The organism is Inhella sp., assembly GCF_027532025.1.
Taxonomy (GTDB): domain Bacteria; phylum Pseudomonadota; class Gammaproteobacteria; order Burkholderiales; family Burkholderiaceae_C; genus Inhella.
In genome coordinates this window covers 1-14089 of sequence record NZ_JAPZSY010000091.1, presented here as the reverse complement: position 1 = coordinate 14089, position 14089 = coordinate 1, and the positions used below count along the sequence as shown (strand labels likewise).

The following is a 14089-nucleotide window of genomic DNA, read 5'->3' as shown; positions in this document are numbered from 1 at the left end:
GACCGAGTTGGGCCACAGGGTGTTGCGTTGGGCGCTGGGCGGCGGCCGGGGCGCCGGGTCGATCCGACCGTTGCGCAGAGCCCGGACAATTCACCCATGTCCCAGTTGCTTGAATTTGCCGGCCTGTCCTGGGCCGTGCACCGGCCCCGGCCCTTTGTTCTCGTGATCGAACGCGGGGCCGAAGGCGCCGGCGACGACTACCTGCACGACACCCTCCTCGCGTCCCCTTGGCGCGAGGCCTTTTTACAGTTGGTGGATCGCACGGGGCTGGTGGTGTGCCACAAGCTGGCCACCCGCCACCCCAGTTACCGCGATGTGCGCGGGCGCTCCAGCAAAGGGCGCTTGAGTCAGGGGGAGTACTACCACCACGATGGGTGTTCGGGGCCCAGCAAGCCGCGCGTCGTCGAGATCCGATGCCCGCAGCAGGCCGTGCCACGTCTGACGCCCACCGCTGTGGCGCCGCATCGCGATGCGGTGGCAGCCATGCTGCGATGCCTGCCGGCGAGCTTGGCCGCCGATCCGTCCTGGGCGCCTTGGCGCGAGCAACTGTCCGGCCTGAGTGGGGCCGAACTCGACCGCCTGCAAGGCCTGATCACGCGCACCGTGCGCCGCAAGCTGAAGGCCGACAGCGCCCGAGCCTACTTTCACGACGTGGACGCCGCAGCCGACGCGTACGTCGAGCCCTGGGCCATGAACGAGAGCCGGCTCATCGCCAACCATCACGGCGGCGCCACCCTGCAACACCGTCGCGCCTGCCCACCCCGGTGGTCGGCCGGCGCCGCCAATGGCTCGCTGGTGAAGCGCTGGCCGAACGAGGAACTGGCGCTGCCCGGTCAGGCGATCGACACCGCGCTGCTCGCCTCCTTCTGCAGCGAGGAAGACGGCGCCTGCTACCGCGCGATGGCCTGATCGAGCGCCCAGCGGATGTGCTCGGCCACCAGCGGGTCGGCGTGGGGCAAAGCGGCACGCAGGGCGTCACTCACCGGCTCGCCAGCCCGCCGCGCATTGCCCAGCGCCACTGCCAAGTTGCGCCGCCAGCGCGTGTAACCGATGCGGCGGATGGCCGAGCCTTCGGTGCGCCGCAAGAACTCGGCCTCGTCCCACGCCCACAGCGTGAGCAATTCGGTGGCGCGCAGGCCCTCGCGCGGGTCGAAATCGGGCAGCGGGCTGCGCCGGGCGAACTTGTTCCAAGGGCAGGCCAGTTGGCAGTCGTCGCAGCCGTAAATGCGGTTACCCAGGGCGGCGCGGAATTCAACGGGAATCTCGCCCGCGTGCTCGATGGTGAGGTAGCTGATGCAGCGTCGCGCGTCCAGCCGGTAAGGGGCGACGATGGCCTGGGTCGGACAGGCGTCCAGGCAGGCGCTGCAGTGCCCGCAATGGGCCGAAACCGGCTCGCTGCGCGGCAGGCAGAGGTCGACATAGATCTCGCCCAGGAAGAACAGGGAGCCTGCCTCGCGGTCCAGCAGCAGGGTGTGTTTGCCCCGCCAGCCCAGGCCAGCGCGCTGGGCCAGTTCTACCTCCAGCACGGGGGCCGAGTCGGTGAAACAGCGGTGCCCGAAGGGCCCCACGTGCGCGGCGATGCGGTCGGCCAGCGCCTGCAGGCGCTGGCGGAGCACCTTGTGATAGTCACGTCCACGGGCGTACAGGCTCACCTGGGCCTGCGCGGGTTGCGCCAAACCGCGCCATTCCACCGCCTGCCAATCTTCGGGCGCTTGGCGGGGCAGGTAATCCATCCTGGCGCTGATCACGCTCGCAGTGCCGGGCACAAGTTCCGTCGGCCGGGCGCGTTTCAAGCCGTGGCGGGCCATGTAGCTCATGCTGCCGTGGAATCCGGCGGCGAGCCAGGCCTGCAAGCCGGGCTCGGCTTCCGCCAAATCGATGGGGGCGATGCCGATTTGGGAGAATCCGGCCGCCCGCCCCCAGGCTTGGATCTGGGCCACCAGTGCGGCCCCCGGCAGGACGGGGCTGGCGTCGGTGGCTTGGGTCATGGCTGAATTTTAGAAACCGCCCACCCGTGACGGCCCCCCTGCCCTCGCTCACTTTGCATTGGCCCGACGAAGCCGCCACCCTGGCGGCCGCCGAGCGCTTGGCCCAGGCCCCAGGCTTGCCCCACGCCCTGTTGCTGCTGGCGGGCGACCTGGGGGCGGGCAAAACCACCTTCGTTCGTGGCCTGTTGCGAGCTTTGGGCGTGTCGGGGCGCATCAAGAGCCCCAGCTATGCGGTGCTTGAGACCCACGCGCTACCGTCAGGCCAGGCTCATCACTTCGACTTCTTCCGCTTCGGCGACCCGCGCGAGTGGGAAGACGCCGGGTTTCGAGAACTGCTGGCGGGGCCTGACTTGAGGCTGGTCGAGTGGCCGGACAAAGCCGCTGGCTTGCTGGGGGCTGCCGATGTTCGGCTGACCCTCGAACCGGAAGGCGATGGTCGCCGCGTGCAAGCGCAAGCGCTGAGCCCTCTCGGCGCGCGCTTGCTGGAGGCTTGGGCATGAAGCGCCGCTTGCTCTTGCAGTTGGGCCTGACCACTTGGTCGCTGCCCTTGCGCGCCCAACCCGGGGATGCGCAACTGGTGGCGGTGCGGGTGTGGCCGTCCCAGGCCTACACCCGGGTGACCTTGGAAAGCGACCGCCTGTTGGCCGCCACCCATTTCGTCACCCACGCGCCCGAACGATTGGTCATCGACATCGACGGTCTGTCCCTGTCCAACCGCCTGCGCGAGTTGGTGGCCAAGCCGCCCGCCGACGACCCCTACATCGCCGGGGTGCGGGTGGGTCAGTACCAGCCGCGGGTGGTGCGCTTGGTGTTCGACCTCAAGCAAGGCGTGGCTCCGCAGGTCTTCACCCTGGCACCGGTGGCGGCTTACCAGCACCGCCTGGTGTTGGACTTGTACGCTGCGCAGCCGAAGGACCCCTTGGCGGAGCTGATCGCCGAGCGCGAAGCGAATGCCCAGCAGGCCGTGGGCGATGTGAACGACGCCCTGGGCGATTGGCTGCAGCGCCGAGAGGCCGAGCGCGCGCAGGCGCCCGTGTCCGCCTCCCAACCGGCGCCGCCCCCCGCACCCCAACCGACAGCTCCCAAGCCGCCAGCGGCCCCCAAGCCGGCGTCGGGCAAGGTCGCCCGTCTGCGGTTGATCGCCCTGGACCCGGGGCATGGCGGCGAAGACCCTGGTGCCATCGGCCCCTCCGGTCTGCGCGAGAAAGACGTGGTGCTCTCCATCGCCCAGCAACTGCGCGACCGGTTGCTGCAAGAGCCCAACATGCGCGTCCTGATGACGCGCGACGCCGACTACTTCGTGCCCCTGCACGAGCGCGTGCGCAAGGCACGGCGGGTGGGCGCCGACTTGTTCGTCTCCATCCATGCCGACGCCTTTTTGCGCCCTGAGGCCCGTGGAGCGAGCGTGTTCGCGTTGTCGACCGGCGCCGCCTCCAGCGCGGCCGCACGCTGGATGGCCCAGCGCGAAAACCAGGCCGACGCGGTGGGTGGATTGAACATCCGCAACGTCAAGGACAGCGCGGTGCTGCGGGCCATGGCCGACATGAGCACCACCGCCCAGATTCGCGACAGCCTGCAACTGGGGAGCCAGGTGCTGGGCCAATTGGGGCGCGTAGGGCGCTTGCACAAGCCGCGCGTGGAGCAGGCCGGCTTTGCCGTGCTCAAAGCGCCCGACATCCCGAGCATCCTGGTCGAAACCGCGTTCATCTCCAACCCCGAAGAGGAGAAGAAGCTGCGCGATCCGAGCTACCAGGCTCAGCTGGTCGACGCTTTGGCCAAGGGCCTGATGCGCCACCTCAACCGCCGACCGGGCGGACGCGTGACCGACGGCAGCGCTTGAGTCGCCCTCGGTACTTTTGCCGAGGTAAAAGTCCGGATTGCCCCGAGTTACAGCGGGTTTCACACTCGCTGGCCCTGGTCGCAGACCCTCCGCCGGTCCCCGCGACGACGCCGTCGGGGTCCCCTTGGGGCGGAAACTCTGGAGACTCCCCGAATGCGCAAGACCCTTCGCCTGGCCCTGGGCGCCGCCGTGCTGCTCGCCGTGTCCGGTTACGCCGTGGCCACGAACTACACCCTTTGGATCAACGGACGCTCCAACAGCGCCACGGTGGGCAACCACGCCGACTTCCGCTACTGGGGGCCCGCCACCACGGCGGCAGGGGTGAACAAGAAGTCCGTCAACTGGGACGGCTACAACAGCATCGCCAACACCAACGGTCGGGTTCGCGACGCGCTGGACTGCTATTGCACGGGCAACAACTGGTGCTACATCGCCGCGCATTCGGCGGGCAATTTGCAGATCGGCTACGCCTTGGCGCTGTACGGCACCAGCACACGCAGCATCAAAACGCCCACCCCCAACAGCGCTGGTCAGTGCAGCAACGCGGGCGGCGGCACGCAGGCGGGCTGGAACATCAAGTGGGTGCGCGTGGCCGGCGGGGCCGGTGGTGGCAGCGAGTTGGCGAACGCAGGCGACTGGGCACTGAGCGAGCCCCTCGTGTCCGACCTCAAAACAAGCACCGCCCGGGCGCTTTACAACCACAACCTGACGCAAGGCAAGATCTTCTACTTGTATGCCGGCGCCAGGGGCACGCTCTACAGCGGTCTGCTGCCGGGACAAGACGACGAGGCCATCGCCTACCACTCCAGCGGCGGCATCAGCGGCAACAGCGGCGGCGGTTATTGCAACCCGTCCGACTGGTGGTGCAACGACCTGACCCTGGGCACTGCCGCCGCCGAAGGCGGACGGGCCAAATGGACCAACCACACCGTGGCCTTCCGTGACGACGGTGAAGCCTTCAACCACTACAACGCGAACAACTGGGCTGGCATCGTGGGCCGCATGCGCACCGACGTGGTCAACAGCGCGCAATGAGTCCCGGCCGCTGGGCCGCGGCGCTGGGCGTCGCGGCGCTGGCTTTGCTGTGGTGGGGGTGGGAACGGCCAGCCGGCGAGCAAGCTCCCGCCGGCTTGGCCTCCGCCGGGGTGCCCCGTCTCCCGGCAGCGCTGGCAGCCCCCGCGCCGCCAGCGTCCACGCCGCAAGGGTCGCCCTTGAGCGCCGAAGGCATGCGCCAGCGCGAGGCTCAGCGCCAGTTGGCGCAGCAGCGCTTCGATCAAGCCCGCCAGGCCTTGGTCACCTACGAGACCCACGCGCGCTACCCGCATCAGTCTCGCCCGGCTCGCGAGCACCCCGACCAGCTGCAGCCGTTTCAGCCCATCGCCGAAGAGCACCCGCTGCGCACGCCAGGCGGCACGCCCATGGACGGCGTCAAGTTGCGGACCACGCAAGAGCGCGTCTTCACCAGTGGCGACGAAAGCAGCCGGGTCACCGTTAGCTTGGTGAATGCTCAAAACCAAGCCCTGCCTCTGCGATTCACGCGCGCCGTCATCCAGGAGGTGACCGAGCCTGGCCGCACCGCGCAAACCGTGGGGCGTCCCCTCGTGCCCACCGATGACGGGCAAGCGGGCGATGACGTCGCGGGTGACGGTGTGTACACGGCCACCATGGCGCCGTCTCGACAAGGGTTCAACACCTTCGCAGGCCGCGTCCGCCTGGAACTGTGGATGAGCTACGGCGGCCAGCCTGGGTTTGTTTACTTCGATCTCATGCACGACCCGGGCAGCGCGGGCCGCTGGCTGCCGGGCGTGACCGAGTCGGTTCAACAGGGCGCCCTGGCCCTCGACCTGCGCTTGGAGGTGCAGCAACCGGGCCGTTACGTCGTCAACGGCCGCATCGACGACGCCAGCGGCCAGCCCATCGCCCTGGCCTTGTTCAACGAAGAGCTCAAGGCCGGCCCGCAAACCGTGCGGCTGTGGGTTCACGGGCGCTTGCTGCACGACCTCAAGCCCGCATTCCCGCTGACCCTGCGCGACGTGGACGGTTTCCTGCTGCGCGAAAACACCTTCCCCGACCGCGTGATGCTGCCGCGCCTGCCCGGCGCCGTGCACCGCACCCAGGCCCATCCACTGGCCCGCTTTTCGCCCGACGCCTGGCCCAGCGAGCAGCGCGACCGATACCTGGCGGAGTTGCGCAAAGACGTGGACGCCGCCGCCGACGCCCTCAAGCGGCTGGGCGGCGGCCCCTGATCAAGCCGCCGCGCGCTGGGCCTTGCGCTGAGCGTGCCAGCCGCCGCCAATCGCGATCAGGCCGGGCACGATGATCAAAGCCCATATGAACTTCGACAGATGCTCCTTCACGAAGGGCAGGTTGCCGAAGAGGTAGCCCAGCACCGTCAGGCTGATGACCCAAATCAGCGCGCCCGCCACGTTGTAAAGGGTGAACTTGCTGCGATTCATCTCCGCCACGCCAGCCACGAAGGGGGCGAAGGTTCGGATGAAGGGCATGAAGCGCGCAATGATGATGGTGACGCCGCCATGCTTTTCGTAAAACTCGTGGGCGGTGTTGAAGGCCCGCTTGTTGAAAAAGCGGCTGTCCTCCCACTGGAAGACCTTGGGACCGAAGTACCGGCCGATGGTGTAGTTGGTTTGGTCGCCCAAGATGGCCGCAGCGATGAGCACGCCCATGGCCAGTGGCAGGTTCATCAACCCGGCGCCGCACAAGGCCCCCACCACGAACAGCAGCGAGTCCCCGGGCAAAAAGGGCATCACCACCAGGCCCGTCTCGACGAACACGATGGCGAACAGCAGGGCATACACCCAAACGCCGTAAGTGCCCACGAAAGCCGCGATGTGCTTGTCCACGTGGAGGATGAAGTCGATGAGCCAGAGTGCCAGTTCCATGGGCAACATTTTCGGTGCGGCGCTGGGCCCCTCCAGCCGCTGGGGCCAAGCCCCCAGCGAAAACCCCCCGCCTCGGGGGAGCGGCTGGGATACTCGGGGGTTGCCCGCCGCCCGCACCTGCTGCCTTGATCGACACGCCCCCCCTGCCCCAGGCCCCGCCTCGGCGCCCCATCGCCGAACTGCCCGACGAGCTGATCAGCCAGATCGCCGCCGGCGAAGTGGTCGAGCGCCCGGCCTCCGTGGTGCGCGAGCTGCTGGACAACGCCATCGACGCTGGCGCCAGCCAGGTGACGGTGCGCCTGCTCGAAGGCGGCATCCGCGCCATCACCGTCGAAGACGACGGCCAGGGCATCCCGGCGGACGAACTGCCCCTGGCGCTGCGCCGCCATGCCACCAGCAAGATCCGCAACTTGGCCGAGCTCGAAGCCGTGGGCAGCCTGGGCTTCCGCGGCGAGGCGCTGGCCGCCATCGCCTCGGTCAGCGACCTGTCCATCACCAGCCGCACCGCCGACGCCGCCCACGCCACCCGCCTGGACGCCCGCAGCGGCGAGCTGCAGCCCGCCGCCCGCACGCGCGGCACCACGGTGGACGTGCGCGAGCTGTTCTTCAACACCCCAGCGCGCCGCAAGTTCCTCAAAACCGAAGCCACCGAGCAGGCCCACTGCCTGGAAACCCTGCGCCGCGTGGCGCTCACGCGCCCGGACATCGGCTTCGCCCTGTGGGCCGATGGCAAGCTCGCCGCCCAGTGGCGCCCCTCGCGCCTGGACCAACGCCTGGCCGAGGTGCTGGGCGAGGACTTCGTGGCCGCCAGCCGCAGCCTGAGCTGGGCCGCCGGCCCCCTGCGCATCGAAGGCCGCCTGGGCCTGCCCGAAGCCGCCCGCAGCCGCGCCGACCAGCAGTACCTGTTCGTCAACGGCCGCTTCGTGCGCGACCGCACCCTGGCCCACGCCCTGCGCAGCGCCTTCGACGACGTGCTGCACGGCCAGCGCCAGCCCAGCTACGCGCTGCACATCGACATCGCGCCCGAGTTGGTGGACGTCAACGTGCACCCGACCAAGATCGAGGTGCGCTTTCGCGACAGCCGCGGCCTGCACCAGCAGCTGCGTCGCTTGGCCGAGCAAACCTTGGCCGCCTCGCGCGCTGAGCTGGAGGCGTCGCCCCCTCAAGCCCACCTGTCGGCAGCGAGCCCCCCGCCCGCCTTGACCCTGGCCGGTGAGAACCTGCCCCGGTGGAACCCCGCGCCGCAGCAAAGCACGCTCCCCTGGACATCACGCGCTGCGCTGGCCGAGCCGCGCTACGACCCGAACCGAGACGCGTGGTTGCTGCGCGCCAGCGTCAGCACGCCGGATGCCGAAGCGCCCACCGCGCCATTTGGGGCCGCTGCCGCCCCCGAGGCCCAGCTCGAAGACTGGCCCCTGGGCCGCGCCATCGCCCAACTGCACGGCGTCTATGTGCTGGCCGAGAACCGCCACGGCCTCGTGCTGGTGGACATGCACGCCGCCCACGAGCGCGTGCTGTACGAGCGCTTCAAAGCCGCCTTGGCCGCGCGCATGGACGCGCAGCCCCTGCTCATCCCCGTGGTGTTTGCCGCCAGCGCCGAGGAAATCGCCACCTGCGAATCGCAACAAGAGGCGCTGCAGCAGCTCGGCCTGGACCTGAGCCCCCTGAGCGCCCAGCAACTGGCTCTGCGCTCGCGCCCGGCCCTGCTGGAAGGCGCCGACCTGGTGAGCCTGGCCCGCCGCGTGCTGGCCGATCTGGCCGCCGTGGGTGGCAGCCACGCGCTGGAACGCGCGCAGCACGACCTGCTGGCCACCCTGGCCTGCCACGCCGCCGTGCGCGCCAACCGCCAACTGACCCTGACTGAAATGAACGCGTTGCTGCGGGACATGGAGCGCACCGAGCGCGCCGACCAATGCAACCACGGCCGCCCCACCTGGCGGCAGCTCACGCTGCGCGAGCTCGATGCGCTGTTCCTGCGCGGGCGCTGAGGAGACCCCATGACCGACACCCCCAAGAAGAAGCTGACCCTCAACCCGGGCGCCAAGCCCGCTGGCCGCGGCGACCGCGCGCCCGTGCGCGGCATCAACACGCCCAAGAAGCGCCCGACCCTGGCCGAGGCTCAAGCCGACCGCGAGCGCCGCGAGCGTCGCGAGGCCAACGACCGCCCCCCGCGCCGCGACGGTGGCTCCTTCGGCGACCGCCCGCCCCGTCGTGACGGCGGCTCCTTCGGTGACCGTCCCCCGCGCCGCGAAGGCGGCAGCTTCGGTGACCGTCCCCCGCGTCGCGAAGGCGGTAGCTTCGGCGACCGTCCCCCGCGCCGCGAAGGCGGCAGCTTCGGTGACCGCCCTCCGCGCCGCGATGGCGGCAACTTCGGTGACCGTCCCCCGCGTCGCGATGGCGGCAACTTCGGCGACCGTCCCCCGCACCGCGAGGGTGGCGGCTTCGGTGACCGCCCTCCGCGTCGCGATGGCGGCAGCTTCGGTGACCGCCCTCCGCGTCGCGATGGCGGCAGCTTCGGCGACCGTCCTCCGCACCGCGAGGGTGGCGGCTTCGGTGACCGCCCGCCGCGTCGCGATGGCGGTTGCTTCGGCGACCGCCCTCCGCGGCGCGAGGGCGGTAGCTTCGGCGACCGGCCCCCGCGCCGCGAAGGCGGCAACTTCGGAGACCGTCCCCCGCGTCGCGATGGCGGCTCCTTCGGTGACCGTCCCCCGCGTCGCGAAGGCGGTAGCTTCGGCGACCGCCCCCCGCGTCGTGACGGAGGTTCCTTCGGCGACCGCCCTCCGCGCCGCGACGGCGGCGGCTTCGGAGACCGCCCGCCCCGCCGCGATGGCGGCGGCTTTGGCGACCGCCCCCCGCGCCGTGACGGAGGTTCCTTCGGCGACCGTCCCCCGCGCCGCGACGGCGGCTCGTTCGGCGACCGCCCGCAGCGCCCCGAAGGCGAGCGCCCCCAGCGCCACGGCGGCTTCGAGGAACGCGCCCCGCGCCCCGAACGCGAAGCGCCGGCTCGCACCAACACCAACGAGGATGGCGAGCGCCTGTCCAAGGTGATGGCCGACCGCGGCCTGGCCTCGCGCCGCGAGGCCGACGAGTGGATCGGTGCCGGCTACGTGCTCGTCAATGGCGCGGTGGCCGTGCTCGGCCAGCGCATCCCGGCCGACGCCCAAATCGACATCGACCCGCGCGCCAAGGAGCTGCAGGCCCAGCGCGTCACCATCCTGCTGCACAAGCCCATCGGCGTCGTCAGCGGCCAGCCTGAAGACGGCTACGAGCCCGCCGTGAGCCTGGTCACCGCCGCCAACCGCTGGGCCGACGACCCCACCGCCAAGGGCTTGAACTTCAACCCCAACCACCTGCGCGGCCTGGCCCCGGCCGGGCGCCTGGACATCGACTCCACCGGCTTGCTGGTGTTCACCCAAGACGGCCGCGTGGCCAAGCACCTCATCGGCGACGACAGCGACGTCGAAAAGGAGTACCTCGTGCGCGTGGCCCTGCCCGGCGCCGAGGAAGGCAGCCACCCCATGCACGCCCTGCCCGAGCACCAACTGGCCCTGCTGAACCACGGCCTGGAGCTGGACGGCGTGCAGCTGCGCGAGGCCAAGGTCAGCTGGGCCAACGAAGACCAGCTGCGCTTCGTGCTGCGCGAGGGGCGCAAGCGCCAGATCCGCCGCATGTGCGAGGCCGTGGGCCTGCAGGTGCTGGCCCTCAAGCGCGTGCGCATTGGCCGCATCCCCCTGTCGCACCTGCCCATGGGCCAGTGGCGCTACTTGGCGCCCTGGGAGCGCTTCTGACGCAATGGCCGCCTCATCGCCAGAGGGGCCAAGGCGGCAAAATGCGCCGACATTGAACCGACTGGGATCCGTCATGGGCCTGCCCCTCGAAACCCTGGAAGCCGAGCTGCTGCAACTGCCGCCGGCCGAACGTGCACGACTGCTGGACAAAGTCGTGGCCAGCCTGGACAAGGACCAGGAGCGTGATGCCGCCTGGGATCGCTTGGCCGCTGAACGCGAAGCTCAAGCGCAGCCCCAGGAATGGCTGGAAGCTGGCACCGTATTGGCCCGTCTGCGCGGCAGCCTTTGACCGATGCGCTGACCGATGCGGATCACGCTCCACCGGCTCGCCGCACAAGACCTTGAAGAAGCGCTCGACTTTTACCGCCACGAGGCCGGCCAAGGCATCGCCCGACGTTTTCTCGACGCCGTCGAGCAGCAGCTGCACCTGCTGAGCCAACAGCCGCTGCTGGGAACACCCAGCGGCGAAGGCCGGCGCTGCCAACCGCTTCGGACCTTCCCTTATTCGCTGATCTACCGCGTTGATGGCGAGCATCTGCGCGTGCTGGTGGTGCGCCACCAGCACCGCGATCCTGCGTTCGGCGCTGCACGGCAATGAGCCCGGTGATCCTCGTCGGCCCCACCGGGGCCGGCAAAACCGCCGCTGCGCTGGCCTTGGCGCAAGCGCTGCCGCTGGAAATCATCAGCGTCGACTCGGCCCTGGTCTACCGCGGCATGGACATCGGCACCGCCAAGCCCAGCGCCGCCGAACAGGCGGCCGTGCCGCACCACCTGATCGACATCCTCGACCCGCTGGAGAGCTACAGCGCCGCCCAGTTCGTGCGCGACGCCAAGCGCTTGGTGGTCGAGATCCAATCGCGCGGCAAGCTGCCCTTGCTGGTGGGCGGCACCATGCTCTACGTCAAGGCCTTGTGCGATGGGCTCTCTGAGCTGCCCGCCAGTACCCCCGAGGTGCGCGCCGCCGTCGACCAAGAAGCCGCCGAACGCGGCTGGCCGGCGATGCACGCCGAGCTGGCCCGGGTGGACCCGGTCACCGCCGAGCGCCTGCACGCCACCGACGCCCAGCGCATCCAACGCGCGCTGGAGGTCTTCCGCGTGACCGGCCGCCCCTTGAGCGACTGGCACGCCCAAGCGCCCAAAGAACCCGGCGTCGACTGGCCGCTCATCAGCATCGAAACCGAGGACCGCGCCTGGCTGCACCAACGCCTGGACGCCCGCTTCGACGCCATGCTGGACGCCGGCCTCGTCGACGAAGTGCGCGCCCTGCGCCAGCGCGGCGACCTGAGCCTGGACCTGCCCAGCATGCGCTGCGTGGGCTACCGTCAAGTGTGGGAAGCGCTAGACCAAGCCGACCCGCCGGCCCTGGGCCCCTTGCGCGACAAAGCCCAAGCCGCCACGCGGCAGTTGGCCAAACGGCAAATCACTTGGTTGCGGAGCATGCCGCGCCGCCAGGCCATTGACGCCCGGCGCGAGGGCGCGGCCGAGCGCATCGAGGCGTGGTTGAGGGTGGCGGGCTTGGTGTGAGGGCGGTGCGGCGTGAGGTACTGGGAGATAGAGGCAGTACATCAACGTTTGAATTCAGCCGACCAGCCTGTGCAACTGGCGCAGGTCGGCTGCAACGAAAGGCGGGACGGCAAGTCCTGTGCAAATGCCATCTGACTAAGCACTGATGCTCTCCCTGCCTTGCCGCAAAGCATCCAAGAACTGAAAAGCGGCGGCCAAGCGCTCGCTGGTGTTCGGCGCGTGAAGACTAATTCCCGTTTCACGTGCAACTGCCTCGATGACAGTTTCCCGCGCTACACCAAGCTTGTTCGCGACGTGCAATGCACATGAACGTGCGTGAGATGCACGCTGATCCAGAGGAATGGATTCGTCATGGACCTTGGTTCTATGCGAGCTGAACGACATGAATGCATTGCCACCTAACGTGCGAGCTCACCGACGGCCGGAAACTGTCCGGCAGAGCGACTGGGTGGGCCTGCGCTGTGCAGCACCAGTGCCACTGCCAGTGCCAGTGCCAAACCGCTGCTCGCAGGCAACGAGCATGGCCGAGACAGCAGAGGGAAGCTGAACGCCTTGCAGGTGATGTATGCAATGACCCAACGCGATTTCCCACTCACCATGTTCATTGAGGCCAAGGCATGTAGTGAGGACACTCGGAGGAAGGTAGTCCCTAGCGGCGCTAAGCAGCTCTCCGAACTGGCTCTGTTCATCCATGTGCGGCCCAACGTTGGAGTTGACCGGCGCCTTGCAGCGGCGTGTCCGTGTCGAACGACCCGCTAGACCTCATGCTCGTCCTCCTGGGCAGCAGGACGCCGAGACCACTGCTCGCCGGGCTTCTCCCGCTCTGCCATCCAACCCGGAGGCAGATCTGAGAGTTCGCCGATGGACTGATCGCGCTCAAAGCAGCACCCAAGGCACACCACGATGCAGTCTGCTTCCTTCGTGGTCGTGTTGCAGAGGACCTGCCAGATGCCATCGGAATCGTGGCTCACTAGCAGGATGGGGAAGCCATCCCGCATGACAGGGTTTGTCGATATGGCCAAAGCGTTTTGAGGCGCGTGAAAAGGCCAGGTCGCTTCTGGGAAGCTGTGCGTGTGAGTTTCAACGGTCTTCATGAAGTCCAACGTTTGAATTCAGCCGACCGGCCCGCGCGGCGGGCCGGTCGGCTGCAATGACTGGTTAGCGGAGTAATCGGCCGCCCCGCGCCGCAAATCGGCCTGAAGAAACTCTTGTCGCGCTTGCCAGCATCGCGGTGTGCGGCGCAAGCTGGAACGTGGCACCGGGGAAGACCGAAGCAGCAATGGTGCGCATCGCCGCCCGAGGGTTAGCGTGGTCATGGGCTGCGTCATCGACAGTGGTGAGCCTTCAAGTTGTCCCGACAAGGTGACTTGGCGGCATCCCGTTTGAGAGAGTGATCGCGACGACGTACCCGATCCGGTGCCACGTGTCCAGTCCTGCACTCTAGGAGCAAGCCATGGCCCGACGCAATCCCGGCATCCCCACCCCTGCATCCCCTTCTTCGCGCGGCCCTGCGCTGCGCATCACCCATCCCAACGCCGCCGGCATCGACATCGGCGGCAGCTCGCACTTCGTGGCCGTGTCGCCCGACCGGGACGACGAGCCCGTGCGCGAGTTCCGCGCCTTCACGGCCGACTTGATCGCCTTGGCCGACTGGCTGCGCGCGTGCAGCGTGGACACCGTGGCCATGGAGTCCACCGGCGTCTACTGGATCCCGCTATTTGAGCTGCTGTCCTCGCGCGGCTTCGAGGTGCTGCTGGTCAATGCCCGCCACGTCAAGAACGTCTCCGGCCGCAAGAGCGATGTGCTGGATTGCCAGTGGTTGCAGCAGCTGCACAGCTACGGCCTGTTGCGCGGTGCCTTCCGGCCGGGCGACGGCGTGGTGGCCCTGCGCGCCTTCGCCCGCCAGCGCCATGCACTCTTGCGCGCCCAAGCCCGCGCGGTTCAGCACCAGCAAAAGGCCCTGGTGCAGATGAACCTGCAGCTCACCAGCGTGATTGCCGATGTGGCCGGCGCCACCGGCCAAGCCATCGTGCGCGCCATCGTCTCGGG

14 protein-coding genes are annotated in these 14089 nt (G+C 69.0%); 11 read left to right on the top strand and 3 right to left on the bottom strand.

Annotation, left to right across the window (positions count from 1 at the left end; all coding sequences use genetic code 11):
* The first annotated feature begins 96 nt into the window (after positions 1-96).
* Complete coding sequence (locus tag O9335_RS11970; RefSeq protein ID WP_298388352.1) at positions 97-909, top strand: hypothetical protein; 813 nt, start codon at positions 97-99, stop codon at positions 907-909.
* Here O9335_RS11970 and queG read toward each other — a convergent pair.
* Positions 891-1988, bottom strand: coding sequence for a tRNA epoxyqueuosine(34) reductase QueG (gene queG, locus O9335_RS11965; RefSeq protein ID WP_298388350.1), 1098 nt, complete (start codon positions 1986-1988; stop codon positions 891-893). The two genes, O9335_RS11970 and queG, sit on opposite strands and share 19 nt — an antisense overlap.
* A 26-nt stretch (positions 1989-2014) precedes the next feature.
* On the opposite strand from queG, the gene tsaE reads away from it, so the two are divergent.
* The 4 genes from tsaE to O9335_RS11945 all read left to right on the top strand — a co-directional run bounded on the left by tsaE (position 2015) and on the right by O9335_RS11945 (position 6074).
* Positions 2015-2488, top strand: a complete 474-nt coding sequence (gene tsaE / locus O9335_RS11960) for a tRNA (adenosine(37)-N6)-threonylcarbamoyltransferase complex ATPase subunit type 1 TsaE (protein ID WP_298388348.1) — start codon at positions 2015-2017, stop codon at positions 2486-2488.
* Positions 2485-3828, top strand: coding sequence for an N-acetylmuramoyl-L-alanine amidase (locus tag O9335_RS11955; protein ID WP_298388346.1), 1344 nt, complete (start codon positions 2485-2487; stop codon positions 3826-3828). The genes tsaE and O9335_RS11955 overlap by 4 nt, the downstream gene beginning before the upstream one ends.
* 153 nt (positions 3829-3981) lie before the next feature.
* A complete protein-coding gene (locus O9335_RS11950) occupies positions 3982-4863 on the top strand; it encodes a hypothetical protein (RefSeq protein WP_298388345.1) in 882 nt (293 codons plus the stop codon).
* Positions 4860-6074, top strand: coding sequence for a choice-of-anchor X domain-containing protein (locus tag O9335_RS11945; RefSeq protein WP_298388343.1), 1215 nt, complete (start codon positions 4860-4862; stop codon positions 6072-6074). The genes O9335_RS11950 and O9335_RS11945 overlap by 4 nt, the downstream gene beginning before the upstream one ends.
* Here O9335_RS11945 and O9335_RS11940 read toward each other — a convergent pair whose 3' ends face one another.
* Positions 6075-6728 carry a DedA family protein gene (locus O9335_RS11940; protein WP_298388341.1) on the bottom strand — a complete coding sequence of 218 codons (654 nt, stop codon included), beginning with the start codon at positions 6726-6728 and terminating at the stop codon, positions 6075-6077.
* A gap of 125 nt (positions 6729-6853) precedes the next feature.
* Here O9335_RS11940 and mutL point away from each other — a divergent pair, with 125 nt between their 5' ends.
* The 5 genes from mutL (at position 6854) to miaA (ending at position 12040) form a co-directional block, all read left to right on the top strand.
* Positions 6854-8716, top strand: coding sequence for a DNA mismatch repair endonuclease MutL (gene mutL / locus O9335_RS11935; RefSeq protein WP_298388339.1), 1863 nt, complete (start codon positions 6854-6856; stop codon positions 8714-8716).
* Positions 8717-8725: 9 nt separating this feature from the next.
* Positions 8726-10516: a pseudouridine synthase gene (locus O9335_RS11930; protein WP_298388337.1), complete on the top strand. Its 1791-nt coding sequence runs from the start codon at positions 8726-8728 to the stop codon at positions 10514-10516.
* 73 nt (positions 10517-10589) lie between these two features.
* Entirely contained in the window at positions 10590-10805 is a 216-nt protein-coding gene (locus O9335_RS11925) for an addiction module protein (RefSeq protein WP_298388335.1), read from the top strand.
* A gap of 15 nt (positions 10806-10820) precedes the next feature.
* Positions 10821-11114, top strand: a complete 294-nt coding sequence (locus O9335_RS11920) for a type II toxin-antitoxin system RelE/ParE family toxin (protein ID WP_298388333.1) — start codon at positions 10821-10823, stop codon at positions 11112-11114.
* Positions 11111-12040 carry a tRNA (adenosine(37)-N6)-dimethylallyltransferase MiaA gene (miaA, locus tag O9335_RS11915; protein ID WP_298388331.1) on the top strand — a complete coding sequence of 310 codons (930 nt, stop codon included), beginning with the start codon at positions 11111-11113 and terminating at the stop codon, positions 12038-12040. Before O9335_RS11920 ends, miaA begins: the two co-directional genes overlap by 4 nt.
* A 755-nt stretch (positions 12041-12795) precedes the next feature.
* Here the strand turns inward: miaA and O9335_RS11910 are convergent.
* Positions 12796-13134: a hypothetical protein gene (locus O9335_RS11910; protein WP_298388329.1), complete on the bottom strand. Its 339-nt coding sequence runs from the start codon at positions 13132-13134 to the stop codon at positions 12796-12798.
* Positions 13135-13493: 359 nt separating this feature from the next.
* Between O9335_RS11910 and O9335_RS11905 the strand changes: the two genes are divergently transcribed.
* Positions 13494-14089: IS110 family transposase (locus O9335_RS11905; protein ID WP_298388327.1), on the top strand; the 596-nt coding region annotated here is incomplete at its 3' end.